General features: G+C 70.2%; 22 protein-coding genes and 1 tRNA gene. 8 read left to right on the forward strand and 15 right to left on the reverse strand.

What is annotated here, in order from left to right:
* Positions 1-63: 63 nt before the first annotated feature.
* Positions 64-357 carry a stress response translation initiation inhibitor YciH gene (yciH, locus tag N5095_RS15850; RefSeq protein ID WP_267623993.1) on the forward strand — a complete coding sequence of 98 codons (294 nt, stop codon included), beginning with the start codon at positions 64-66 and terminating at the stop codon, positions 355-357.
* A gap of 117 nt (positions 358-474) precedes the next feature.
* Here the strand turns inward: yciH and N5095_RS15855 are convergent, their stop codons facing one another.
* A complete protein-coding gene (locus N5095_RS15855; protein ID WP_267623994.1) occupies positions 475-840 on the reverse strand; it encodes a rhodanese-like domain-containing protein in 366 nt (121 codons plus the stop codon).
* 64 nt (positions 841-904) lie between these two features.
* A complete protein-coding gene (locus N5095_RS15860; RefSeq protein ID WP_267623995.1) occupies positions 905-1,489 on the reverse strand; it encodes an NUDIX hydrolase in 585 nt (194 codons plus the stop codon).
* Between the two features lie 342 nt (positions 1,490-1,831).
* On the opposite strand from N5095_RS15860, the gene N5095_RS15865 reads away from it, so the two are divergent.
* On the forward strand, positions 1,832-2,146 hold the full coding sequence (locus N5095_RS15865; protein ID WP_267623997.1) for a DUF5789 family protein: 315 nt from the start codon (positions 1,832-1,834) through the stop codon (positions 2,144-2,146).
* A gap of 280 nt (positions 2,147-2,426) precedes the next feature.
* Here N5095_RS15865 and N5095_RS15870 read toward each other — a convergent pair whose 3' ends face one another.
* The gene (locus N5095_RS15870; protein WP_267624497.1) at positions 2,427-4,304 is read right to left on the reverse strand and encodes an ABC transporter ATP-binding protein; all 1,878 of its coding nucleotides are present in this window, start codon (positions 4,302-4,304) and stop codon (positions 2,427-2,429) included.
* A gap of 189 nt (positions 4,305-4,493) precedes the next feature.
* Between N5095_RS15870 and N5095_RS15875 the strand changes: the two genes are divergently transcribed.
* A complete protein-coding gene (locus tag N5095_RS15875; protein ID WP_267623998.1) occupies positions 4,494-5,195 on the forward strand; it encodes an adenine nucleotide alpha hydrolase family protein in 702 nt (233 codons plus the stop codon).
* 238 nt (positions 5,196-5,433) lie between these two features.
* Here the strand turns inward: N5095_RS15875 and N5095_RS15880 are convergent, their stop codons facing one another.
* Positions 5,434-5,916: a DUF192 domain-containing protein gene (locus N5095_RS15880; RefSeq protein WP_390203453.1), complete on the reverse strand. Its 483-nt coding sequence runs from the start codon at positions 5,914-5,916 to the stop codon at positions 5,434-5,436.
* A 298-nt stretch (positions 5,917-6,214) separates the two neighbouring features.
* Between N5095_RS15880 and N5095_RS15885 the strand changes: the two genes are divergently transcribed.
* Positions 6,215-6,288 (forward strand) — tRNA-Val (locus N5095_RS15885).
* Positions 6,289-6,617: 329 nt separating this feature from the next.
* Here N5095_RS15885 and N5095_RS15890 read toward each other — a convergent pair.
* Positions 6,618-7,238 (reverse strand): DUF8147 domain-containing protein, encoded by a 621-nt coding sequence (locus N5095_RS15890; protein ID WP_267623999.1) that lies wholly within the window; start codon positions 7,236-7,238, stop codon positions 6,618-6,620.
* Between the two features lie 132 nt (positions 7,239-7,370).
* Between N5095_RS15890 and N5095_RS22395 the strand changes: the two genes are divergently transcribed.
* Positions 7,371-8,453 carry a PfkB family carbohydrate kinase gene (locus N5095_RS22395; protein WP_267624001.1) on the forward strand — a complete coding sequence of 361 codons (1,083 nt, stop codon included), beginning with the start codon at positions 7,371-7,373 and terminating at the stop codon, positions 8,451-8,453.
* A gap of 25 nt (positions 8,454-8,478) precedes the next feature.
* Here N5095_RS22395 and N5095_RS15900 read toward each other — a convergent pair whose 3' ends face one another.
* The 7 genes from N5095_RS15900 to kdgK1 form a co-directional block, all read right to left on the reverse strand.
* A complete protein-coding gene (locus N5095_RS15900; RefSeq protein WP_267624003.1) occupies positions 8,479-9,150 on the reverse strand; it encodes a DUF6663 family protein in 672 nt (223 codons plus the stop codon).
* 209 nt (positions 9,151-9,359) lie between these two features.
* Entirely contained in the window at positions 9,360-10,244 is an 885-nt protein-coding gene (locus N5095_RS15905) for a universal stress protein (RefSeq protein ID WP_267624004.1), read from the reverse strand.
* A gap of 60 nt (positions 10,245-10,304) precedes the next feature.
* Positions 10,305-10,835 (reverse strand): VIT1/CCC1 transporter family protein, encoded by a 531-nt coding sequence (locus N5095_RS15910; protein ID WP_267624006.1) that lies wholly within the window; start codon positions 10,833-10,835, stop codon positions 10,305-10,307.
* Positions 10,836-10,989: 154 nt separating this feature from the next.
* The gene (locus N5095_RS15915) at positions 10,990-12,582 is read right to left on the reverse strand and encodes a Na+/H+ antiporter NhaC family protein (protein WP_267624007.1); all 1,593 of its coding nucleotides are present in this window, start codon (positions 12,580-12,582) and stop codon (positions 10,990-10,992) included.
* Between the two features lie 137 nt (positions 12,583-12,719).
* Positions 12,720-14,192, reverse strand: a complete 1,473-nt coding sequence (locus tag N5095_RS15920) for a dihydrolipoyl dehydrogenase family protein (RefSeq protein WP_267624008.1) — start codon at positions 14,190-14,192, stop codon at positions 12,720-12,722.
* A gap of 81 nt (positions 14,193-14,273) precedes the next feature.
* Positions 14,274-15,716, reverse strand: coding sequence for a hypothetical protein (locus N5095_RS15925; RefSeq protein ID WP_267624009.1), 1,443 nt, complete (start codon positions 15,714-15,716; stop codon positions 14,274-14,276).
* Between the two features lie 65 nt (positions 15,717-15,781).
* The gene (gene kdgK1, locus N5095_RS15930) at positions 15,782-16,741 is read right to left on the reverse strand and encodes a bifunctional 2-dehydro-3-deoxygluconokinase/2-dehydro-3-deoxygalactonokinase (protein ID WP_267624011.1); all 960 of its coding nucleotides are present in this window, start codon (positions 16,739-16,741) and stop codon (positions 15,782-15,784) included.
* A gap of 138 nt (positions 16,742-16,879) precedes the next feature.
* On the opposite strand from kdgK1, the gene N5095_RS15935 reads away from it, so the two are divergent.
* Positions 16,880-17,356: a hypothetical protein gene (locus N5095_RS15935; RefSeq protein ID WP_267624013.1), complete on the forward strand. Its 477-nt coding sequence runs from the start codon at positions 16,880-16,882 to the stop codon at positions 17,354-17,356.
* Positions 17,357-17,386: 30 nt separating this feature from the next.
* Here the strand turns inward: N5095_RS15935 and mutL are convergent, their stop codons facing one another.
* Positions 17,387-19,870: a DNA mismatch repair endonuclease MutL gene (mutL, locus tag N5095_RS15940; RefSeq protein ID WP_267624015.1), complete on the reverse strand. Its 2,484-nt coding sequence runs from the start codon at positions 19,868-19,870 to the stop codon at positions 17,387-17,389.
* A complete protein-coding gene (locus tag N5095_RS15945; protein WP_267624017.1) occupies positions 19,867-20,292 on the reverse strand; it encodes an NUDIX hydrolase in 426 nt (141 codons plus the stop codon). The genes mutL and N5095_RS15945 overlap by 4 nt, the downstream gene beginning before the upstream one ends.
* A 207-nt stretch (positions 20,293-20,499) precedes the next feature.
* Between N5095_RS15945 and N5095_RS15950 the strand changes: the two genes are divergently transcribed.
* The gene (locus tag N5095_RS15950; RefSeq protein WP_267624018.1) at positions 20,500-21,519 is read left to right on the forward strand and encodes an NADP-dependent oxidoreductase; all 1,020 of its coding nucleotides are present in this window, start codon (positions 20,500-20,502) and stop codon (positions 21,517-21,519) included.
* A gap of 6 nt (positions 21,520-21,525) precedes the next feature.
* Here the strand turns inward: N5095_RS15950 and N5095_RS15955 are convergent, their stop codons facing one another.
* Positions 21,526-22,419 carry a hypothetical protein gene (locus tag N5095_RS15955; RefSeq protein ID WP_267624019.1) on the reverse strand — a complete coding sequence of 298 codons (894 nt, stop codon included), beginning with the start codon at positions 22,417-22,419 and terminating at the stop codon, positions 21,526-21,528.
* Between the two features lie 181 nt (positions 22,420-22,600).
* Between N5095_RS15955 and N5095_RS15960 the strand changes: the two genes are divergently transcribed.
* Entirely contained in the window at positions 22,601-23,143 is a 543-nt protein-coding gene (locus tag N5095_RS15960; RefSeq protein WP_267624020.1) for a hypothetical protein, read from the forward strand.
* Positions 23,144-23,235: the final 92 nt, after the last annotated feature.

Genomic DNA, 23,235 nt, shown 5'->3' on the forward strand with positions numbered 1-23,235 from the left:
ACGCGGGACCGACCCGTGTTCCCGACACTGTTTAATATCCGTATCGTGTAGGCTAGGATTGTAATGTCGGAAGTCTGCTCGACGTGCGGGCTCCCTGAGGAACTCTGCGTCTGCGAGGACGTGGCCAAGGAGTCTCAGGAGATCAACATCCGCATCGACGAGCGCCGCTACGGAAAGGAGGTAACGATCATCGAAGGGTTCGACCCCAGAGACGTCGACATGGACAGCCTGTCCTCCGACTTGAAGTCGAAGTTCGCCTGCGGTGGCACGGTCGAGGACGACTCCATCGAACTCCAGGGGAACCACACGGGCCGCGTGGAGGACTTCCTCCGCGACAAGGGCTTCAACGTCGCCTGATCGTGGTCGGCACCTGACTTCCGCGCGTCGAGCGCGTCACGCGACTTTTTATCGGACGGTCGAATCGAGGAGCCACTGCGTCGCCGGTCGACTCCCCGCGTCCGGCGGAGAGCGCGGTCAGAACGGCGCGTCCGGCCCCTCGTCGGCGTCGGCCGCCGCCGGTTCGGCGGCCTCGATTTCGCCGCCCCACGCCTCCAGCCCGCCCGCCATGCTCTCGACGAGCGCGTCGGCGGTCCCCTCGTAGGACTTGATGAGCCGCGCGGCCTGCTGGCTGGCCTGCCCGTGCGGACAGACCGTGACGATGCGCTCTGCCCCTTCGAGCGAGGCGATGCGGTCCGCGAGCTGGTCGAACGGGACGTTCTCGCTACCCGGGATGTGACCCCGGTCGAAGGCGGGCTTCGAGCGGATGTCGACCACTCGAATCCCTTCGCCGTTCGCGTCGAGTCGCTCCGCGACCTCCTCGGGGGAGACTTCGCCGTCCATGCGCATCCGTACCGCCTCACGGCCGATAAGCCCCTCGGAGGCGGACGCCGTTCGGACGCTCGGACTACAACAGCCCTTCCGCGTCGGCGAGCAGGACCCCCTCGACGGTCGCGTCGTTGGTCGGCGTCTCGCGGGCGGTCGAGACGGCGTCCTCGACGGGGACGGCCTCGGGGGTGAGGAACTCGTTGTCGTCGAGGTTCGCCTCGACCGGCTCCAGCCCGTCGGCGTAGACGAACGCGCGCTTGTGGCGGAGCAGGCCGGTCGTGCACCACACCTCCTGGAGGAGCGTCGTACTCGACGGCTCGAAACCGGTCTCCTCGGCGAGTTCGCGGGCCGCCGCCGTCGTGTAGGACTCCCCGGCGTCGACGATACCGGCCGGAAGTTCGAGTTGGGTCTCGCGGATGGTGGGGCGGTACTGCTCGACGAACAGCAGGTCGTCGCCGGCGCGGGCGACGACGACGACCGCCGTGGCGAGCTCCGCCCAGTAGTAGCGCTTCGTCGAGCCGTCGGGCTGTTCGACCTCGTCGTACCCGCCGACGAACCAGCCGGTCTCGTACTCGGTCTCCGATTCGAGGACCGGCCACTCCGGGTCGGAGAGCGATTCGTGACGGCGACCGTCGTCGGGATGTGAAGGGTCGTGACCGGGCATCGCTCTCCACCGAGGGACGGTAGGGGCTTAACCGCCCGGATAGGAGAGAAGCGACTCGCTCGGAGGGAAACGCGTGGCGGACAGGCGACACAGGCCGGCTCGGCGGTCGCAGGGTGTCGTGTCGCACACGTCGGGTCGGTGTCCCCATCGAGGTCGGCCGGAGTACCGGCGACGGCGGCGATGGCGACAGTAACCGACGACGGTCGGGAACCGTCACGAGCCACCCCGCGGTGGCGGTCAGCGCACGGCGAGGGTGGTCCCGGCCTCGTATTTGAACCTTCTCGCCGCCGGCGCTCGAATCGGGCACAACCCGTTTGACCCGGGCGGCCGTAGGCCGGAGCGATGAGCGCATCCAACGACGACCGCGAACAGGGCGTCGACTTCGGCGACCTCGACGACGAACTGGACGGACACGACTACCCGGCCGAGAAGGACGAACTGGTCGAGGAGTACGGCGACCACGAACTCAAACTCCCCGGCGGAGAGATGACCTTCGAGGAGGCACTCGAGGGGTACGAGCCGACCGACGGCGAGTTCGAGGACGCCGACGCCGTCCGCTCGGCGGTCAAGAACATGGTCGACTCGGAGGCCGTCGGTTCGGAGGGGTACTCCGACCGCGGCACCGGCACCGCGGGCGAAGAGAGCGACTCGGTCTGAGCCGGCGGCGACTTCTCTTCTACGACGACGCACGGTCATCGCGAGGCAACCGTCTCCGTGTAGTCTCGAACACCGCCGCGTCGTCGTGTTGCTTCGCCCATACCATCACGTCAGCGAGTCGCGGGCGGACGGGACCGCCAGCGTCGTGGCGCTCAGTCGTCACACCATCGCGTCAGCGAATCGGCCGCGCACGAACGCGCGGCCGTCGTGGCGCTCAGTCGCACCTCCGCGACGGCGCGTCGCGGCGCCAGAGGGACGCCGCAGCCGCGGTCGCTCCGGCCTAGTCGTCGCCGGCCTCGGTTCGTGCCTGCCGCCGACTCGCCCGCTCGATGAACTCCTGTGGGAGTTCGTCGATTTCGCCGGCCTGCACGCCCCAGAGATGCGCGTACAGCCCGTCGTTCTTCAGTAGGTCGTCGTGGGGGCCGCGCTCGACGATGCGTCCGTCCTCCAGCACGACGATTTGGTCGGCGTCGCGGATGGTCGAGAGGCGGTGAGCGATGGCGAACGTCGTCCGGTCCGCGGTGAGTTCGTCGAGACTCCGCTGGATGAGCATCTCGGTCTCGGTGTCCACGTCGGAGGTGGCCTCGTCGAGGACGAGAATCTCGGGGTCCTTCAGAATCGCGCGGGCGATGGAGAGGCGCTGACGCTGGCCGCCCGAGAGCTTCACGCCGCGCTCGCCGATTTCGGTGTCGTACCCCTCGGGCAGGTTCCGGATGAACTCGTGAGCCTCGGCGGCCTTCGCGGCCGCGACGACGTCCTCGTCGCTCGCGTCGAAGGTGCCGTAGCGGATGTTCTCTTCGACGGTGCCGTAGAACATGAACGTCTCCTGGCTCACGTAGCCGACCTTCTCGCGGAGGCTCGGGATGGTCACGTCCCGGATGTCGGTGCCGTCGACGCTGATGGCGCCGTCGTCCACGTCGTACATCCGGAGGAGAAGCTTGAGAACGGTCGACTTTCCGGCGCCCGTGGGGCCGACGAGCGCGAGCGTGTCGCCGCCCTCGACGGTGAAACTCACGTCCTCGACGATGGTCTCCGCGTCGTCGTAGCCGAAGGTCACGTCCTCGTACTCGACGCGGCCGTCGCCGACGACGAGTTCGTCGGCGTCGGGGTCCTCGGCGATGCGGGAGGGCTCGTCCATCAGCCCGAAGATGCGCTCGGCGGAGGCGCGGGCGCGCTGGTACATGTTGATTATCTGTCCGAATTGGGCCATGGGCCAGACGAACTGTTGGGTGAGGAGGATGAACGTCGTGAACTCGCCGACGCTGAGCGTCCCGGTGAACGGTCCCGGCCCGGTGCCGGTGAGCACCCAGAGCCCGCCGACGAGGAACGTGGCGGCGAAGCCGACGCCGGCGATGATGCGGAGCGCGGGGAAGAACTTGATGCGCGTGTTGATGGCGCCCCAGTTGGCGTCGAAGTAGTCCATCGAGGTGTCGTCGACGCGGTCGGACTCGAAGTTCTCCGTGTTCGCGGTCTTGATGACTTGGATACCCCCGAGGTTGTTCTCCAGCCGGGAGTTCAGCTGGCCGACCGACGAGCGCACGTCGCTGTACTTCGGCTGGATTATCTTGATGAACTGCCAGGTGAACAGCCCGATGACGGGGACGGGAAGCAGGGCCACCAGGGCGAGCTGCCAGTTGTAGCTGAAGAGGATGGCCGCGATGGCGACGACCATCACCGACAGTCGGAAGAAGGAGTTCATCCCGTCGTTGAGAAAGCGCTCCAGGCGATTGACGTCGTTCGAGAGGATGGACATCATCTCGCCGGTCTGCTTGTCGGCGAAGAAGTCCATGTTCAGCCGCTGCATCTTGTCGTACGTGTCCGTCCGGATGTCGTGTTGAATCTCCTGTGCGAAGGAGTTCCACCCCCAGTTGCGCACCCAGTGGAACGCCGCACCGCCGAAGAAGCCGACGCCGATGAGCCCGACCGCGAAGTAGAACTGGCCGGTGGCGTCGGCGGGGACGTACGGGGCGACCCACTCGGTCGGGACGAGCGGGAGCCCCTCGGCGAAGGACTTGTCGTCGTTGAAGACGGCGTCGATGGCGAGGCCGAGGATGACGGGCGGGAGGAGGTCGAGGACGCGGGCGGCGACGCTGGCGAGGACGCCGACGACGAACTGGAGGGCGTTGTCGGCGCCGTACTCCGAGAAGAGCCGTCGCATGGCGTTCTCGGTCCCCTCCCGCTGTTCCTCGAAGGGGTCGTCGTCGTCGAGAGAAGCGTTCACTGTCTCGGTTCAGGGTCGGTCGGCTAAAAAGCGTTCCCTACGAATCGAAATACCCGAGTCGGCGACGACTCCCGCCGACGGGCCAGCGGAACTTTACATGCGTTGTCCGTCAACTCCACCGAACGGATGACCGAAGAGACCCTCTTGATTCCGGTCGAGTTTCCCGACCCCATGGCGCTCCCCTCGACGTTCGTCAGCGGGTTCACCGACTGCCGCGTGCTCCTCGTCGGCGTCTACGAGACGCCGGACGATATCGACCCCGACGAGCGACAGCGCCGCGAGATAGAGGCGTACAACACGCTGTACTCCTACGCCAACCAGTTCGTTCGCGCCGGGGACGTCGCGGAGGTCGAGCTGGTGATGGGCGAGGACGTCGCCGACGCTCCCTCCCGAATCGCGGAGGAGCGCGACGTCGACGCGCTGCTCGTCCCCAACCCCATCACCGCGCTCGACGACGTGCTGATATCGGTCCGGGACCCGGAGTTCGTCGACCCCATCGGAAGGTTCGTCGGGATGCTCGACGAGGACGTCCTGCTTCACTCGACGCTGTTCTCCGCCGCCGAGTCCGAAGCGGCGGTCGAGGAGAAGCGGGGGCTGCTCGGCGAGCTCGAGGACCGGATGGTGGAAGCCGGCTTCAACAGGACGACCATCGACGCCGAGGTCGCGGTGTCGGACGACCCCCCGTTCGCCATCAGCGAGGCCGCGCGGGACCACGACCTCATCATCATGGGCGAGACGCAGGACTCCGAGTTCGAGCGGGTCTTCGGCGCGACCTACCAGTCCATCGCCGACGAGACGGACCACCCCATCGTCGTCGTCCGGAAGTAGTCGGTCACCGGTCCCGACCGACCTCCCGGCGTAAGAGTAATATATCAGTATACACTACTGTCTGTGTCCGCAACCCATCGCTGGGGGTGGGTGGGCGGACGCCGTCGTCCGAGGTTCCCTCGGGACGGCCTTGTGCGTGTCCGTGTGCCCACACGGACGCTTTTCTGGACGTGTCACTCCGGGAGCGACGCCGCTCGCGGTCGACGCTCGTCGGGACGAATCGAACGAGGGAGGGGCCTCAGGCGGTTCCGTTAGGAATTACGAGCCGGTCACCGACCTCGATTCCGGTCTCGTTCGCGTAGCCCATCGGGACTTCGAGGACGTACTTCCCGGTGCCACGGTAGCGTTCCAACTCGTTGCCGCTGGTCCCCTCCGGCGGCACCGGGGCGTGGTGGATGGTCGTGATGGTCCCGTTGGCGTCGACGAAGAGGATGTCGAGCGGGAAGTCCATCTTGCGCATCACGTACGCGTGTCGTCCCTCTTCGTCGTGGACGAACAGCATCCCCTCGCCGGAGTCGAGGGATTCGGTGTCGCTCAGTCCGGTGTAGCGCTTCTCGTAGGTGTCGGCGATTCGCACCTCGATGGTCGCCAGCGTGCGGCTCCCGTTCTCGACGCTGACGGTCTCGCGGTCGTAGGTCGGGCCGTCGGTCGCGGTCGTCGTGGCGGTGGCGGTGGGGGTCGCAGTAGTGGCCGCGGTAGCGGTCTCCGTCCTGTCGGTCACGGTCGCCTGCTCGTCGGTCCCGGTTCTGGCCGCGGCGTCGGTCGGCTCGTCGGGGGACGCGGTTCCGGTCTCGTCGACGACGGTGACGGTCGTTCGGTCGTACTCGCCGCGCTCCAGAAATCCGAGGTCGGCGGCGACCGCGACCCCGCCGGCGACGGCGACGAGCGCCACGGCGAGGGCGAGGAGGGCCCGTTGGTTCATACCGACGGGAAGACCGGGTCGTCGGTAAGCGTTCCGGGACCCGGCACTCGGTGCGAAGGGAAACGGTTATTCGGCCACGTGGGGTGAAATCGGGTACGGGCTCGTAGTCTAGTTGGTTATGACGCGGCCTTTACAAGGCCGAGATCGGTGGTTCGACTCCGCCCGAGCCCATGAAACTCCGCGAGCGACAGCGAGCGTAAGTTTCTGCCGTGAGGTGTGGAGTCGAACCCTACAAGTCGCGCGCAACGAGCGGAGCGAGTGAGCACGTCTTGCTCCGGTTCGACTCCGCCCGGGCCCATACGAGTGCCCGAGCGACAGCGAGGGCCGAGTACGTTCGTGAGGCGGCGTCGAACCAGGGAGGTCGCAGTCTCGCGAGCGTCAGCGAGCGAGGAAGCGTCCGAGTGAGGTTCGACTCCACCCGGGCCCATACGGGTGCCCGAGCCCACTACTTCAGTGCGAGCGACAGCGAATACGAATTCGTGACGACGCGTCGGGGCCGATTACGCCGTCCGCCCACCCCGACGTGACTCCACCCGACCCGGCAGGTAGTGATACCCGAGAACGGCGACGGCGACTCCGGCGACCGCTCCAACCGGGAGCCCGACCAGCAGCGACGGCCAGATGTAGGGGTCGAGCACGGCAGTCGTGCCGACGGCGACGGCCCCGAAGGTCACCAGTCCGGCGACGAGGCTCCCGGCGACGCGGAGCGTCCGGCCGGTTCGGTCGTCGTCCGTCCCGACACGGTGGTCGGCTTCGAGGGTTCCACCGAGCGCACCCCCGACAGCGGCGACGACGCCGCTCCCTGCGAATCCGACGACGGTGAGGACGCCACCGACGAGGAGGCCGGCGAGGGGGACCTCCCCGAGGTTCTCGAACGGAACGGTACCGAGGTTCAGGAACGCGCCGACCGTCGTCAGTACGGCGGTGACGACCGCGAGGAGGACGCCGGTGAGGGCGCCGATGAGGGCGCCGCGTTTCGCGCCGGCGCGTTCGAGGTAGCCGGCGACGCCGCCTCCGAGCAGGGGCGCGACGAGAGCGACGACGGGAACGAACCAGGCCGCGAAACCGACGACGAGCCCCGCGAGGACGCTCCGAGCGGTGCGAGTTGACGTGTCGTTCATGGGTGGGGATACGCTCGCCGACGACGACTCGGTAGCGGTGGTTCCCGAGGGCGGAGAATCGGAGGGGAGCGCCGGCCGTCGAGGTCCGGGACGGCCGTCGGCTCTTTCCACCCCTCTCACCAATCACGACCCGTGCCTTACGACCGCCTCCGCGAGCGCCTCGACGACGGCCTCCCGTCGCCCACCCTCACCGCGCTCCCCGACGGCAGCGTCGACCGCTACTGCGACGTGCAGGTGGGAATCGGCGCCGACGTGGCGTCGGCCCCGGACCTCGGCGAGCTAATCGCGGCAGGGACGGTCGGCTCCGTCCACGCCCAGGAACACACCGAGCGCGCCGGCGGGCAGGCGGTGAACCTCGCCGACGGCGCCCACGCCCTCGGCGCCGACGTGACTCTCTACGGCCTCCTCGACCACCCCATTCACGACGGCTACCCCTACGAGACCGTCTCGATGGGCGAGCCGATCGAGATTCTCGTCCTGGAGTTCGAGGAAGACGCGTTCTTCGTGGCGAACGACTCGGAGGACAGTCAGGAGTGGACGTTCGCGACGCTCGCCGAGGCCGCCGAGGCGGCCGGACGCGACCTCGACGCCGACCTGACCGCGGACGGCGTCGCGCTGGTCAACTGGGTGTCGTTCCCGGGGCTGGCGGACGCGGTCGGGGAGATGGCAGAGCGGGCCGCCGTGACGGGCGGTGACGGCGACACCGACGGCGCCGACCCGACGCCGCTCCTGTTCGACGCCGGCGACGTGGGCGGGAGCGACCCCGACTCGCTCGACGCCCTCCTCGACGGGATGCGGACGCTGAGCGAGGGGTACGACCTCCTGTTCAGCGCCAACGAGACCGAGGCCCGGGTGCTGGGCGAGGCCGCCGGCTGTGACGGCGACGACCCCGTCGACTGTCTCCGGGCCGTTGCGGAGTCGACGGACGGCGCGGCCGTCCTCCACGCGAAGAAGGGGGCGGTCGCGGTCGAAGACGGCGAGACGTACCGCCTCGCCGCACCCAAAATCGAGGAGCCGGACCGACCCACCGGCGGCGGCGACACCTTCGGCGCGGCGCTGTTGCACGCCCGCGCCGCCGGCTGGGAGTGGGAGCCGTCGCTCGAACTGGCGAACGCCGCGACCTCGTACTACGTCGAATACGGCGAGCACGCCGGCGTCGACGAACTGAGCGAACACCTGGTGGGCGCCGAGCTCGCCGACTTCGAACAGTGCTGACTCGGCCGGCGAGAACGGTCTCGACCTACTTCGTCGGGTAGTCGCCGTCCGGCACGTCGACTTCCTCCAGTCCCGAGAGCGAGAGGCCCGACCCGGAGCTACCGGACCCCTCGGCGTCGAGGCCGTACTTCTCCCGGACGGCGCCCGCGAGCCGGCCGTCCTTCTCGAAGACGACGTACACACAGACGCAGGCGCCGTCGGCGGGTCGGAGCACGAACACGTCGTGGTCGTCGTCGCGCTGGTCGTTGACGCGGTCGACCAGCGGGTCGAGCGGGCGCTCGCCGTCGCGGAACTCGGCGAACAGGTCGGCGGCGCCCGGCTGTTCGGCGAAGACGTACAGCGCGCCGTTGGGCTCGCCGTCGGTGTCGTGGGTGGTCTGCGAGCCCATCCCCTCGCCCGCCGAGAGAGCGGCCTGCCACGTCGATTCGGCCGCCGAGAACAGTTCGGGGACGGCGTCGACGAAGGTGAATCGCGTCCGCTTCAGGACCGAGAGGTCGGTCACACGCGGCTCGTCGCCGTCCCACTCCACCGTCGCGTCGACGAGGTTGCCCGGTTCGAGGTCGTCGAGCACCGCGGGGTCGACGCCGTGGTCGCCGCGGGGGACGTACAGCGGGTCGAACGTCTCCCGGTCGAGGAGGAGCCAGTCGTCGCCGTCGCGGGGGCCGTCGAGGACGCGGTACGTCCCGGTCGTCGTCATGCCCGAGGGTAGTGGACCACGACCCAAACCCGTGTCGGAAGTGGACGGGCGGGCGTCGGTGGGGTCAGTTCAGTCGGAGACCCTCTCGAAGCGAGGGCCGCGAACTCACGCTGCCGACGCCGGCGTCACGGTGTGGCGTTCGTGCAGTTCGCGGTCGCTTGGGAGCCGTCGGCGACCCAGGGGCGACGGTTTCGACGGCGGGCCGTAGCTCACTCCCGTCCGGATGGGCTCCGAACGGTGAGCACCGGCCGTGTCGCCCCCCGGAGTACCTTGCTCGCGGTGCTCCCGAGAAGCAGCCGCTCCGTTCCCCGTCGTCCGCGGGTCCCCATCGTGATGAGGTCCGCGCCGACTTCGGTCGCGTAGTCGAGAATCTCGCGGGCGGGAACGCCCTCCCCGATTGCCGTCTCCGTGGAGATTCCTTCGGCGTCGAGCGTCGCCGCCGCCGCGTCGGCGTACCGTTCGCTGAGTCGCGCCAGTCCGCCGAGGAGACCGACCACCACGTCGGGGTCGAACACGCTCACGTCAGTGACGGCGAGAACGTGAACGGGGGCGTCGAACTGCCGCGCCAGCGCCGCCGCGTGCGGGAGCGCCGCGAGGGACCCCCGGCTCCCGTCGGTCGGGAGGAGTACCGCCGTCACGTCTGCGAACCCGTCCGCACCCGTCGCCGTCAGCACCGGGGTCGTCGCCTCCCTGACGACCCGTTCGGCCGTGCTCCCGAGGAGGAATTCGGGACGGTTCGTCCGACCGTGGCGTCCGACCACGACGAGGTCGGCCCCTACGCGGTCGGCGTGTTCGAGGACGACCCGATGCGGGCGGCCGCGTTCGACCGCCGTCTCGACCCGCAGGCCGCGCTCCCGAGCCGTCGTCTCCGCGTCGTCGACGGCCGCTTCCGCGGAGGTCGCCAACGCGGCGGCCGCGTCGTCGAGAGGCGGTCCGGAGTCACCCGTCGCCGACGCCGAGCGTCGGCCGGGCGTCGGGACGACGCTCACCACGTGAAGCGTCGAGCCGAACGCCGCCGCCAACGTCACGGCCTGTGCAGTCGCGACTGCGGCGCCCACACTGCCGTCGGTCGCGAGCAGGACCCGTTCGTACATGCGGGTAGTTGGCGGCGGACGGACAAGACCGTAGCGTGGGGCGTCGACCGGTGGTCGCTTTCAGACGAGCCCCTCGATGAAGAACCCGGTGGCGAAGGCGACGCTCGCCGCGAGCATCCCGACGACGAACATCTCGACGCCGTTTCGCACCCACCAGCGGTTCGTCACGAGCGTCCGGCTCGCGCCGACGGTGAAGAAGGCGACACCGGTGACGGCGACGGAGAAGGAGAAGGTCGGTCGGAGGTCGAGGACGTACGGCAGCAGCGGGGTCCACCCGGCGACGACGAACGCGAGGAAGGTGACCAACGCCGTCCGACCGGGCGTCCGGTCGTCGTGGACGGCGTTACCCGTGGCGGCGGCGTAGTCGCGCTCCGAGCGGGTACTGAGGTAGTTGCTCATCCCCATGGAGAAGCCGTCGGCCAGGAGGTTCGCCACGCCGAGCACGAGAACGATAGTCGGGTCGAGCGCCGCCCCGGCGACGCCTGCGACGACCGCGAAGGTCGTAACGATTCCGTCGTTCGCGCCGTAGACGACCTCTGCGATGTACCGGCCCGCATCGTCGACCTCGTCACCTAGGAGCCGTTCGAGCATCGGGTACACCTCGGTAGCCCCTGGTCAATGGCGTTTCGGGAAGTCGACAGCGGCCGAACTCCTGTCCTCGGTCGGGGAGGGTGCGACCGCGACGGTCGCCGACACCACCGCGTCAGCGATGCGGGCGCGCACGAACCCGCGCCCGTCGTTGCGCTCAGTCGTCCGTCCCCACCACGGACTTCGCGGCCCCGACCACGCCGGCCTGTGTCTCTTCGGCCCGCCGGGTGATTCGCCACCCGGTGACGCCCATCGTCACGAGGATGAGCGGCGAGAGAAAGCCGAGGAAGTAGTAGGGCGCGTACGCGAGCGTCGGGACGCCCAGCACCGTCGCCATGTACACCCCGCCGGCGTTCCAGGGGACGAGCGCGCTGGTGGTCGTCCCGGCGGCCTCGACGGCCCGGGAGAGGTTGCGCGACTCCAGTCCCTCGTCGTCGTACAGTCCGCGGAGGCTGAGCCCCGGGACGACGATGCTCATGTACTGCTCGGCGGCGAGGACGTTCATCCCGAACGCCGAGACGGCGGTGCCGGCGATGAGCACGGCCACACGGTCCGTGAGGCTGTCGACGGCGTCGCCGACGGCGTTGACCGGGCGAGCGAGCGTCCGGCCGAACGACGAGCCGGGCTCGATCCGAGGCGTCTCGTACTCGCCGAGCCACACGATGCCGCGCCCGAGGTGGTGGGCGATGACGGCGAGACAGCCCGTCCGTTCGAGGAGGCCACCGAGGGCGAGGGCCGCGACGACGACGGTGATGGTCCACGAGGAGCCGATGAACCCGCCGGTGGAGAGCAGGTCGTTGGCGAGCGCCAGGCCGGTCTCGGGTCCGGTCCCGTTCTGAACCACGTCCCACGCGCCGACGAACCCCTCGACCGAGAGCGGACCCTGTACGAATATCTGGGTGAAGACCCCGGCGAACACGCCCGCGAGAAGCGAGGGGAGCGCCGGGTACCCGCGGAGCGCGAGCCCGAACGTGACCAGCAGCGGGAGGAACACCAGCGGCGTCACCGAGTACGCGCCGGTGATGGCCGACTGAATCTCGGCGACGCGGCCGACCGGGATGTCGCCGGTGGCCGCGAGACCGAGGTAGCTGTAGCCGACCAGCGAGAGCAGGAGGGCGATGCCCGTTCCGACGCGCATCGTGCGAATGTGGGTGTAGAGGTCGGTGTTCGTCACCGCCGCCGCGAGGTTCGTCGTGTCCGATAGGGGCGAAATCTTGTCGCCGGTGTAGGCACCCGTCAGGACGGCCCCGGCGGTCATCGGCTCGGGGACCCCGAGGCCGGCGCCGATACCGACGAACGCGACGCCGAGCGTCCCGGCCGTCGTCCACGAGGAGCCGACCGCGAAGGCGACTCCGGTCGCGAGAAGCGCCGCGACGGGCAGGAAGATGGTCGGGTTCAACAGCTCCAGCCCGTAGTAGATGAGCGCCGGGATGGTGCCCGCGCCGGTCCACGTCGCGATGAGCGCGTAGATGATGAAGATGATGAGAATGGCCTGCATCCCCATCCGGAGCCCGTCGACCACACCCTCGTACATGCGCTCCCAGGGGACGCCAATCCAGTAGCGTCCGACCAGCCCGGTCAACACCATCCCCCACAGGAGGGGGATGTGCGCGTCGAGTTCGAGGATGATGGCCCCGACGCTCAGAAAGGCGAGCATCCCGACGACGGGGACGAGCGCCTGCAATAAGGTCGGGCGCTCCGCCTCGGAGAGGTCGTCGTACGTCAGCGGCTCGAACGATAACGTCGCCATGTGGCCGACGATATTCGCTTGGCGCATTTTAATTGCACGCTCTAATGCACGGTAGGCATGTGTTGACGTGGGAGCCGGTACCGGAGCGCAGATTCGGCCGGACGGGAGAGTGAGACCGACCGACAGGAGCCCGAGACTCAGTCCAGTTTCGCCTTCGCCTCGCGGAACAGCCCGTCGAGAATCTCCGGGGTCGTCGGGTGGTACGCTCGGTCGGGCAGGTCGCGGACGTCCATCCGCTCCTTGACGGCGACCTGCATCGTCTTCGCCATCACGTCGGCGTGGTAGTGCAGCCCCTGGTAGCCGAGCACCGTCCCGTCCGCGGCGTCGACGACGAGCGTCGCCCGGCCGCGGGAGGCGTTCTTCGTCTTGAACACGCCGTCGTCCGCGGCCTCGCGGGAGACGGCGAGGTAGTCGAGGTCCCGCTTCTCGGCCGTCCGCCGGGAGTGGCCCACGCGGGCGAACGGGTACACCGCGGCCCCCGAGAACATCACGTGGTGGTGGAGCGGCTGGTACTCCTCGAGGGGCTCCCCGCGCACGTCGGCGAGGATGTTGTCTGCGGCGGCGTACCCCTGTTCTTTGGCGACGTGGAGTATCGGCTCCTTCCCGTTCACGTCGCCGACGACGAACGTCCGGTCGTCGTCGCGGGCGCGCATCGTGTCCTCGACCCACCCTTCCTCCGGTTCGAGGGGCGTGTGCTCCAGTCCGAGTCGGTCGACGGTCGGGCGTCGACCCGTGAAGAGAAACAGTTCGTCGGCGTCGACCACCCGCTCGGTCGGCTCGGCCAGCGCCGACCCGTCCCCGTGGTGCTCGACGTGGAGCCTGACGCCGCCGTCGTCGGTCCGCTCGACCGACTGCTCGTGGGTGTTGGTCAGCACCTCGACGTCCCACTCCTCGCGGTACATCGAGAGTAGCTCCTCTCCGAACTCGGGGTCGGCCTCGTCGAGCGGCCGGTCGTCGTGTTCGACGACGGTCAGGTCGACGCCGGCCTCCGCGAGGTACGGGACGAGTTCGATGCCGACGTAGCCGAATCCCATCACGACCCCGGAGTCGGGCAACTCGGTCGCGTCGAGTACGTCCGCGCTGGTCAGGAAGTCGACGTCGTCGATGCCGTCGAGGTCGGGGACGTTCACCGAGGAGCCGGTGGCGACGACGACGTAGTCGGCGTCGACCTCGTACGGCTCCCGGCGGTCGACCGTGCCGCGTCCGTCGTCCGTCGGGTCGATGCGTACCCGGTGGTCGTCGACGAACGCACCCGTCCCGTGGACGAACTCGACGCCGTCGCGCTCGGCGATGGAGTGGACGGCGCTCCGGCGGTGGCCCGCGAAGTTCGAGATATGTTCGTCCTTCCGCGAGACGACGGCGTCGAGGTCCATCTCGGGTGGCTCGCCGACGAGGCGCTCGTCGTGACGGGCCTGATAGCGGTGACTCGCGGCCGACAGCACCTCCTTCGAGGGCATACAGCCCCGCAGGATACAGAGCCCGCCACCCGGCTCCCCGTCGTCGACGAGCGTCAGTCGGTCGAGTTCGCGGTTCTCTCCGACGTGGCTCGACAGTCGCTCGGCGACGGCGACGCCCGCACTCCCGTAGGCACCGATGATGACGACGTGCATGAAGGGAGGTGCGAGCGGGGGAAATTAGTCGTTGTGTCCGTTGTGCGACCGGGGCGCACCGGTGTCGCCGTGCGGGGCGAACTACCGCACCCGACCGCGCAGGCCGGCCGCGAGCGCGACCGCGGCGACGGCGAGAAGCGCGACGAGCGCCCCGAATCCGGGTGACGTGGCGCCGGTGCTCTCACCGCCGGTGCCGTTGCCGACCGAGGTGTTCGTCGTCCCGGTCGAGCCGTTCGGGGCGACCGTCCCGTTCGAACCGTTCGACCCGTCGGGCCCCTCCGCGGTGGTCGTCGCCGTCGTCGTCGCGTTCGTCCCGTTCGCCTCCAACCCTCGAATCGTCACCTCGCGGGCCGAGAAGTGGTTGATGGCGATGGCGACGTCCGCGACGGCGCCCGGCTGTGTGCTCGGAGAGACCTTGTAGCGGGACTCCGGTCCGTTGTTCGCGGCGACGCGGAGTTGAGCGTAGGTCCGGGCCGTGGGAACGGTCTCACCGTCGACGAGGACCGTCACCTCCTCCGGCCGGTCGGCGACCGTCTCGGTGACGCTCGTGAACACCACGGCGCCCTGCTTCTGCGAGCGGTCGACGGTGAGGTTCACCGTCCCGTTCGACGCCGAGGCGTTCAGCGTCGTCTCGTTCTCGTAGACGACCGTGTCGACGACGGTGCCGTTCGCGCGGTCCATCACGTACACCTCGCCGGTCGCGACGCCGTCGGCGACGAACTGCTCCTGTCTCCGGTCGTCGGTGCCGCGCTTACCCTGGTAGGCGCGGACGACGAGGATGCCGTCCCGGCCGAGTTCGGCGACGACGTTCCCCTCGTCGTTGACGCCGACGCTCCCGTTACCGACGACGGTGACGGAGGCCTCCGCTCGCTCCTCGTTGGTCACGATGACCTGCGAGTCGCCCTCGTAGGCGGCCTCGGCCTCGCCGGAGACGTTGGCGAGGACGTACTGGGTCCCCCGGTTCGAGCGGACGACGACGATACCGTGTTCGTTGTCGTGGACCGACAGCGCCGCGCCCGAGCCGGTCCGGAGGTCCAGGTTCGCCTCCGTCCGCGAGGTCACGGTGAGGTTCGCGCCCGGCAGCGTGTTCAGCGCCGGCAACGAGACGCCGATGTCGGCGAGACCGGCCGCCTGTGCGTCGGTTCGGGACTGGACGGCGAGGGAGTCGAAGTAGGTCGTCCCGTCGACCGTGTAGTCGGTCAGGGTCGTCGGCTCGACGCCGACGCCGACGTGGGCGCCGTCGTAGGACTCGATGGCCCCGACCCCGTCGTCCGTCGGAGCGTCGGTGTCGTTGCCGGGTCCGTCCCCGGCGGCCGAGCCGTTGCCGGCGCTGTCGTTCCCGCCGGGCGTCGTGGCGGTCTCGTTCGGCGTCTCCTGGACGACTGCGGCGCCGGCCCCCGGTGACGCGCCGGCGGACTGGCCGGCACCCGACCCACCGGGTGCGGCGAGGACGACGCCGACCGGGGCCGCCATCGCCACCGCGACCACGGCCACGGCGAGCGTCGAACGCGAGATGACACTCATCGTCCCGGCTACGGGCGTCGGCGGCGTCAGTGTTCCGGCCCCCGTGACTCGACGGTCGCCGTCGCCTACCGCGAGATGCCGGCCGTCTCCTCGTCGACGACTCGCTGGACTTCCTCGGGGGTGAGGACGGCCATGTCGCCGGCGATGGTGCGCTTCAGCGAGGCCGTGGCCGCCCCGTGTGCCAGTGCGACGGGTACGTCTCCCCCGTCGAGACGCTTCGCGAGGAACCCGCCGACGAAGGCGTCGCCGGTGCCGATGGCGTCGCGCGTGTCGGCGGCGTACGCCGCCTGCTCGTAGGTCTCGCCCTCGTGGTAGGCGAGCGCCCCCTCGTCGCCCCGGGTGACCACGACCGTCTCGAAGCTGTGTGCGTCGGCGAGGTCCGCGGCGATATCGGCGGCCGAGCCGTCGACACCGAGCACCTCGCGGGCGTCGCGTTCGGCGACGACGAGGACGTCCACGAAGGGGAACAGTCGCTCACAGCCCCGTTTCGCCTCCGGCGCCGACCAGAGCTTCGCGCGGTAGTTGAGGTCGAACGCCGTCGTCGTCCCGTTCTCGCGGGCCGTCGTCAGGAGCTCCTTCGTCGCCTCCGCGGCCGCGTCGGAGAGCGCGGGCGTGATGCCGCTCGTGTAGAAGGTCCGCGCGTCGGCGACGACGCCGGTGGGGAGCGCCTCGGCGTCGACGGTCGTGATGGAGGCGTCGGTGCGGTCGTAGACGACGTTCGTCCCGCGGGGTTCGCCGCCGTACTCGAGGTAGTACGTGCCGAGTCGGGCGTCGTCGGCGTCGTCCCAGTCGATACCCGTCCGGACGCCGTTGGCGCGGAGTTCGCGGACGATGCGCCGCCCCAACGGGGAGTCGGGCAGTTTCGAGAGCCACACCGTACTCTGTCCCAACTGGGCGGCCGCGACGGCGACGTTCGACTCGGCGCCGCCGGGTCGGGCCTCGAACCCGTCGGTCGTCTCCAGGCGCTCCCCCTTCGGCGGGGAGAGCCGCAGCATCGTCTCCCCGAAGGTGACGAGGTCGGTCATACCCCGACGTTCACGCGATGGGACATAAATTGAGGCGGTGGCGAGCTGACGGCCGGGAGTCGACCACGAGCGCCGACCCACCGCCGGCGCGACGGTCGACCGGACGGTTCATGAGACAGGAAGCTAGCCTGTCGGCGTATGCCCTCCAGACGACGGCTGATGACGACGCTCGGCGCCGCCGGCCTCGCGGGACTGGCCGGCTGTAGCGGCTCCGGTAGCGGCGGCTCCGATACGCTCGACTGTCAGAGTGGGGTGGTCGACCGCGGCGACGGCGACGTGCTCGCACACGGCGCGGTGGCCGGCGTGGACGGGGAAGACGTGCGCCTCGTCGTCCCGCTTTCGGTCGAGAGCGTCCAGCGGGCCGGCGTCGAGCGCCTCGCCGTCCACGACGCATCCGACGACCTCGCGTACGTCATCCCGGTGTCCGCCGGCGACGCGTCTCTGATGGCGAACAAGGGCGGCGTGAGCGAGGGACAGCTACGGTACGAGCAATACCTCGGGAAGCGCCCGTTTCACGGGGAGTACCGAGTCGTCGCCGAGAACGGGCGCGGCGAGGCCGTCGACTCGGTCACGGTGGCGTTCAACTGCTTCCCCGAAGTGACGCGTTCGGAGTGAGTCGGCGCCGTGGGGCCGCGAGGCCGCCCGCTACTCCGCCCGCCGACCCGCGTGGCCCGGGTAGTCCCGCTCGAAGCGGTCCTCGATATCCTCACGGGTGAACCGAATCAGGACCGGCCGGCCGTGCGGACAGGCGTACGGGTTCTCACAGGCGTCGAGCGCCGAGAGGAGGTCGACGACCGACCCCTCCGTCAGCGACGTGTTCCCCGTCACCGACGGGTAGCAGGCGAGGTCCGCGAGCAGTTCGTCGGCGACGGAGTCGACGGTGTCGCGGCCCCCCTCCCCGTCGCCGTCGTCGGCGACGAACGCCGAGAGCGCGTCCCGCAGGAGTTCGGGGTCGAGCGCGGACGCGAAGACGGCCGGCACCGCCCGCACCTCGACGCGCCGGGAGTCGACGCGCTCGGCCTCGAAGCCGAGGTCCGCGAGGTCGGCGGCGAAGTCCGCGAACAGCGCCGCCTCCCGGGCGGTGAGTTCGAGCGAGACGGGGTCGGCGAGCGCCTGCGTCTCGGTCGCCCCGTCGAGCACCTCGCGGCGCAGACGCTCGTAGTGCACGCGCTCGTCGGCGGCGTGCTGGTCGACGAGCACGAGGCCGTCGTCCGTCTCGGCGACCACGTAGGTGTCGTACAGTTGGCCGAGCACGCGCATCGACGGGAGGCTGTCCAACCCGACGTCGCCGACGGTCTCGCCGTCGAGCCCCCGCTGTTCGGTCGGCCCGACGACGCCGAAGGGGTGGTCCGGGCGGTCGTCGGGCGACGAAGCGCCGTCGGCGGTGCCCGTCCCGAGTGAGGACTGTCGTTCCGTACGGCCGTGGTCGGCCGAGTCGTCGCCGTCCGGCGCCTCCGACGGGTCGGACCACGTGGGGCCTTCCCCCGTCGGCGGCGACGGCGTCGACGACGCTCCCGTAGCCTCCGTTTCGGCGCGCTCGCCCGGCCCCACGTCGACGCTCCACGGGTCGTGGTCGGTGTTGCCGGTGTCGGCAGTGTCGGGAGTATCGCCGGTAGTGGCAGTGTCGCCGGTAGTGGCAGTATCGCCGGTAGTGCCAGTGTCGCCCGTGCTGTCGGTGCCGTCTGTGTCCGCCGCCTCGGTGCGGTCGGCGTCGACGGCTTCGCCGTCGGCGGCGTCGACAGCACCGGTCTCGGCGGGGGCGTCCGAGGTGGCTGTCGTCGTCGGCTCCGACGTCGGCGCCGCAGTATCACCGGCGGTGGGCTCGGTGTCGACCGCCGACCGCGACGCGGAGGAGTCGCGCTGTGACGGACCCCCGTGGGACCCCGTCGACCGCGACCCCGACTGGGACCGAGACACCGACGAGCGTCGGGACCGCTCCGAACCGGACGACTCCGACCCCTGCCGCGTCGTCTCCCGTCCCGCCCCGCCGACCACGTCGTCGCTGTCGTGGGCGGGCGACACCGCGGCCTCGTCGGGCGCCGACCGGCCGCGCGGGGCCGTCGAACGCAGGAGCCCGTGGTCGAGCAAGGCCTCCTCGACGGCCTCGGAGACGGCGCGCTTGACCGTCCCCTCGGCGTCGAATCTGACCTCTAATTTTCGCGGGTGGACGTTGACGTCGACCGCGTCCGGCGGCACCTCGACGAACAGCACGGCGAAGGGGTAGCGGTTCGGCGCCAGTTGGCCGCCGTAGGCGTCGAGGACGGCTTCCCGGAGCACCGAGGCGGTGACGTACCGGCCGTTGACGAACGTCGACATGTACTCCCGGCCCGCGCGGGTGGTCTCGGGGTGGCTGACGAGTCCGGACACCGACGCGACGGCGTCCGGTTCGGGCTCTTCGTCGACCCGCACCATCGACTCCGCGACCTCCCGGCCGTACACCGAGAGCACCGCGGATTCGAGGCTCCCCCGGCCCTCGGTGGCGAACACCTCGCGGCCGTCGTGGTCGAGCGACACCGCCACGTCCGGGTTGGCGAGGGCGTACTGCGTGACGACGGTGTTCACGTGGTCGAACTCCGTGGCATCGGTCTTGAGAAACTTCTTTCTCGCGGGCGTGTTGGCGAACAGTTCGTCGACTTCGACGGTGGTTCCTTCTGGACAACCCGCAGGCCGGACCTCGCCTGCGTCGCCGAATTCGACGGTGAGTTCGTTGCCGGCACCTGCGCTTCCGCGGGCTTTCGAGCGGACGGTCAACTCGGAGACGGCGCCGATGGTGTACAGCGCCTCGCCGCGGAAGCCGAGGCTCTCGACGCCGCCGTCTAAGTCGTCGACGCCGCGAATCTTGCTCGTCGTGTGCTCCTCGACGGCGAGTTCGAGCTCCGAGGCCGTCATCCCGACCCCGTCGTCGCGCACCCGAAGCCCGTCGACGCCGCCGCGCTCGACCGCGACGGCGACCCGCGAGGCGTCGGCGTCGAGGCTGTTCTCGACCAACTCCTTCACCGCGGAGGCGGGGCGCTCGACCACCTCGCCGGCGGCAATCTTCCGGACGGTGGACTCGTCGAGCGCGCGGATGGCGGAGGCACCGTCGTCTCCATCTCCGTCTCCCTCCGCCGCCTCCTCTCCGTCGCTCATCGGCGGATACGACCGTCGGTCTCGACGACGGTCCGCGCGCGGTCGACGGCCACACCCTGCGTCTCGCTCAGACGCTCGGCGGCGGTCGCCGGCGGGAGCCAGTCGAACTCGGTGTGCTCCGGACTGAGCGACACCGCCCGGCGCTCGACGCGACAGACGTAGTAGACGGCGAAGCGCCCGCGACCGGTTCCGTCGCTCCGCCACGCGTAGGTGTGGACCGGCTCGGCGACCGACGGGTCGAGACCGGTCTCCTCCTCGACCTCACGTCTGAGGCCCCGTACCGTCTCCTCGCCGGCCCCGAGGCGGCCGCCCGGGAGCTCCCACCCGTCGTCGCTGGCCCGTCGGACGACGAGCACGTCGCCCTCCGGTCCGAACAGCACGCCGCGCTGACTGACGGTCGCGCGGAGCGGTTCGTCGGTCATCGGTGCCGCCCCCCGGCGGTGGTCGTCCGTCGAATCCTCGACGGTCGATGTAGAGAGATTCCCCAGACCATGCCCGAAACGACGGGAGGGTGGCGTATGAATGCTGTCCTCCGACGCTCGGCTTCGGCGTTCGACGCCCGCTCGGTGGCCGACCCAGCCTACCGCTTCCGACGGTCACTTCCCGGAGACGAGGGTAGTGGCGAGCACATGGCCGACAGAAACCGGAAGTTCCTGCTGGCGAAGCGTCCCGAAGGCCGACCCGACCGCGACACGTTCGACCTCGTGGAGGAGGACGTGCCGGAGCCGGGGCCGGGCGAGGCGCTCGTCCGGACGCTGTACCTCTCGGTCGACCCGTACATGCGCGGACGGATGGACGCCCGCGAGTCCTACGCCGACCCGTGGGGCGTCGGCGAGCCGCTGCAGGCGGGCGTCGTCGGCGAGGTCGTCGAGTCCAACGGCGCCGGCTTCGAACCCGGCGACCTGGTCGCGGGCAACCTGGAGTGGGCCGACTACGCGACCGCCCGCGGCGCCGAACTCCAGCCGGTGAACCCCGACCACGGGCCGATATCGACCGCACTCGGCGTCCTCGGGATGCCGGGTCGGACGGCGTACTTCGGCACCCGCGAGGTCGCCGAGGTGCGGGCGGGCGACACGTTCGTCGTCAGCGGGGCCGCGGGCGCCGTCGGCTCCGTCGCGGGCCAGATTGCGAAGCTCACCGGCGCCCGCGTGGTCGGCTTCGCCGGCTCCGACGAGAAGGTCGCGTTCCTCGAGGACGACCTCGGCTTCGACGCCGGCATCAACTACAAAGAGACGGACGACTACCGCGCCGCGCTGGACGAGGCCGCGCCGGACGGCGTCGACGCCTACTTCGACAACGTCGGCGGCCCCATCACCGACGCGGTCTTCTCGCGGCTGAACGTCGACGCCCGCGTCGCCGTCTGCGGGCAGATTTCGCAGTACAACGCCGAGGAGCTCCCGACCGGCCCGCGCAAACTCGGGACGCTCATCGAGAAGCGCGCGCGGGTCGAGGGGTTCCTCGTGAACGACTTCCAGCCGCGCTTCGCCGAGGCGTCGAAGCAGCTCGGACGGTGGGTCGCCGCCGGCGACGTCGACTACCGCGAGACGGTGACCGAGGGGCTGGAGAACGCCCCCGACGCGTTCCTCGGGCTGTTCGACGGGGAGAACGTCGGAAAACAGCTCGTGAAGGTCGGCGAACGCGAGGCGTAGGTCGACTCACGGCCGGCGGGACGGCCGAGTCCCGCGTGGGAGCCCGCGCCGACCGGTGGTCGCCGGGACCGTACTGAGGCGACCGACGCCGGCCGCCCGCGGCACCGACTGTCCGAGCCCGCGTCGTGCAGGCCGCGCGGGTCGCGTCGGCCGCGTGGCCCGGCCCCGGGGTCGGTCACTCGGCGTCCGGGCGGTCGAGCCGGGCCCGTCGTCCCTCGAGGCGGTCGGGTCGGGGGAGCCGGTGCCTTCGTCGTCAGCGACGACCTCACGAACCGCCGAGACGATAGCGTCCGAGACCGTGCCGTCTCCGTCGTCCCCTTTCCCTTCCCCCTCGTCTACCTCCCCGTCACCCCCCGAGACGCTCGACTCGTCGCTCCCGCCGAGTCGACCGGGGAGGTACTCCCGGAGTTCGTCGACCTCGGCGTCGAGGTCGCGTTTCGCGCGCAATAACTCCCGGAGGTTCGTCGCGCCGAGGAGCCCGGGGAGGTCGACGGCGCCGAGGAGGTTCTCGGCGTGGACCGTCTCCCAGGCGTCGCCGCTCCGGAACGCGCCGACGACACCCGGCGGGTTCACGGCGCTCGCCAGGCGGCCGGCGTCGACCGCCTCGACGACCGACGGCAGGTGGACGGTGCCGGCCAGCCGCCGAACCCCCTCGACTACGTCGCGGGCGTCCTCCCCGACGTGTTTCTCCGCCTCGCCGCGACCGGAGCCGAGACGCCCGTCGAGCGCTCTGCCGAGGCGGGCTCGTGTACCGTCGTCGTCGACTTTCTCGCGGTCCTCGCAGTCCTCACCGTCCTCGCGGCCGTCGGCGGTAGCGTCCTCGCGGTCCGGCCGGTCCGCTCGTCGGTCGTCCGCGTCTCGGGTCGGTGGGTCGTCCTGTGGGGTGGTTCGGGGTGACATCGGAGGGAGTGACGGCCGGTGGCCGACGCTCGCAGGGACCGTACGTCGCCGGCGAGAATCAACACCGTGGCCGATACGTCGAAGCCGCCGGCCTTCGCCGCGGTTGGCCCGGCGACCCCGAAGCGAACGAGCGCCGGGACCGGGGGAAGGGTTTCGGCGCTGGCGCCCGTCCCTCTAGACGATGGTTCTCGCAGTCGACCCGCTGCCGGTCGCGTTCGTCCTCGGGCTGGCGGCCGTCCTCTGTGCCGTGGTCGGCGTCGTCCACGTCGTCGCCTTCTCCGGGCCGTCGCGGACGGCCACGGAGTGGCGCGCCGAGGCGTCGGCACTGACAGCGGAGGTGGAGGCGGCCGCCGAAGCGGCGGAGCCCGAGCGCTGGGCGGCGGGCGAGACGACCCAGCGACCGAGGCGGCTCGTCCCCCTCGCGAGTCGGCTGCAGGGACACCTCCGGGGCGCGCCGCCGGCGGTCGACCCCGGACTGACGCAGGCGCTGTTCGAGCTGAGTATGGACTGCCAGTCGGTCGGCTTCGAGACGGCGAGGCGAGGGGCGACGACGCTCGACGCGATGGAAGACCTCGAAGCCGTCGCCGACGACGCGGCCGCACTCGGACGCAGACTCTCGGTGGAGTCGACAGGCTCGGCGGACTCGTCGGGACCCCCGGAACCCACCGAGGACGGCGAGGCACCACCGGAGACGCCCCCGCGGGGGGACGACCCACGGCCGTGAGAATACACAAAGTACTTACCGGGAGACAGTTCAGGAACCGGTACGGTTCGCGGACGGCGAGGGCTCACGGGTAGGGGTACACGAGAGCCACC

The sequence above is a fragment of the Halobium salinum genome (assembly GCF_026586625.1).
Taxonomy (GTDB): domain Archaea; phylum Halobacteriota; class Halobacteria; order Halobacteriales; family Haloferacaceae; genus Halobium; species Halobium salinum.

Coding starts and splice junctions, on each gene's coding strand:
- yciH (WP_267623993.1), top strand. CDS start 64: ATGTCGGAAGTCTGCTCGACGTGCGGGCTCCCTGAGGAACTCTGCGTC.
- N5095_RS15855 (WP_267623994.1), bottom strand. CDS start 840: ATGGACGGCGAAGTCTCCCCCGAGGAGGTCGCGGAGCGACTCGACGCG.
- N5095_RS15860 (WP_267623995.1), bottom strand. CDS start 1,489: ATGCCCGGTCACGACCCTTCACATCCCGACGACGGTCGCCGTCACGAA.
- N5095_RS15865 (WP_267623997.1), top strand. CDS start 1,832: ATGAGCGCATCCAACGACGACCGCGAACAGGGCGTCGACTTCGGCGAC.
- N5095_RS15870 (WP_267624497.1), bottom strand. CDS start 4,304: ATGCGACGGCTCTTCTCGGAGTACGGCGCCGACAACGCCCTCCAGTTC.
- N5095_RS15875 (WP_267623998.1), top strand. CDS start 4,494: ATGACCGAAGAGACCCTCTTGATTCCGGTCGAGTTTCCCGACCCCATG.
- N5095_RS15890 (WP_267623999.1), bottom strand. CDS start 7,238: ATGAACGACACGTCAACTCGCACCGCTCGGAGCGTCCTCGCGGGGCTC.
- N5095_RS15900 (WP_267624003.1), bottom strand. CDS start 9,150: ATGACGACGACCGGGACGTACCGCGTCCTCGACGGCCCCCGCGACGGC.
- N5095_RS15905 (WP_267624004.1), bottom strand. CDS start 10,244: ATGTACGAACGGGTCCTGCTCGCGACCGACGGCAGTGTGGGCGCCGCA.
- N5095_RS15910 (WP_267624006.1), bottom strand. CDS start 10,835: ATGCTCGAACGGCTCCTAGGTGACGAGGTCGACGATGCGGGCCGGTAC.
- N5095_RS15915 (WP_267624007.1), bottom strand. CDS start 12,582: ATGGCGACGTTATCGTTCGAGCCGCTGACGTACGACGACCTCTCCGAG.
- N5095_RS15920 (WP_267624008.1), bottom strand. CDS start 14,192: ATGCACGTCGTCATCATCGGTGCCTACGGGAGTGCGGGCGTCGCCGTC.
- N5095_RS15925 (WP_267624009.1), bottom strand. CDS start 15,716: ATGAGTGTCATCTCGCGTTCGACGCTCGCCGTGGCCGTGGTCGCGGTG.
- kdgK1 (WP_267624011.1), bottom strand. CDS start 16,741: ATGACCGACCTCGTCACCTTCGGGGAGACGATGCTGCGGCTCTCCCCG.
- N5095_RS15935 (WP_267624013.1), top strand. CDS start 16,880: ATGCCCTCCAGACGACGGCTGATGACGACGCTCGGCGCCGCCGGCCTC.
- mutL (WP_267624015.1), bottom strand. CDS start 19,870: ATGAGCGACGGAGAGGAGGCGGCGGAGGGAGACGGAGATGGAGACGAC.
- N5095_RS15945 (WP_267624017.1), bottom strand. CDS start 20,292: ATGACCGACGAACCGCTCCGCGCGACCGTCAGTCAGCGCGGCGTGCTG.
- N5095_RS15950 (WP_267624018.1), top strand. CDS start 20,500: ATGGCCGACAGAAACCGGAAGTTCCTGCTGGCGAAGCGTCCCGAAGGC.
- N5095_RS15955 (WP_267624019.1), bottom strand. CDS start 22,419: ATGTCACCCCGAACCACCCCACAGGACGACCCACCGACCCGAGACGCG.
- N5095_RS15960 (WP_267624020.1), top strand. CDS start 22,601: ATGGTTCTCGCAGTCGACCCGCTGCCGGTCGCGTTCGTCCTCGGGCTG.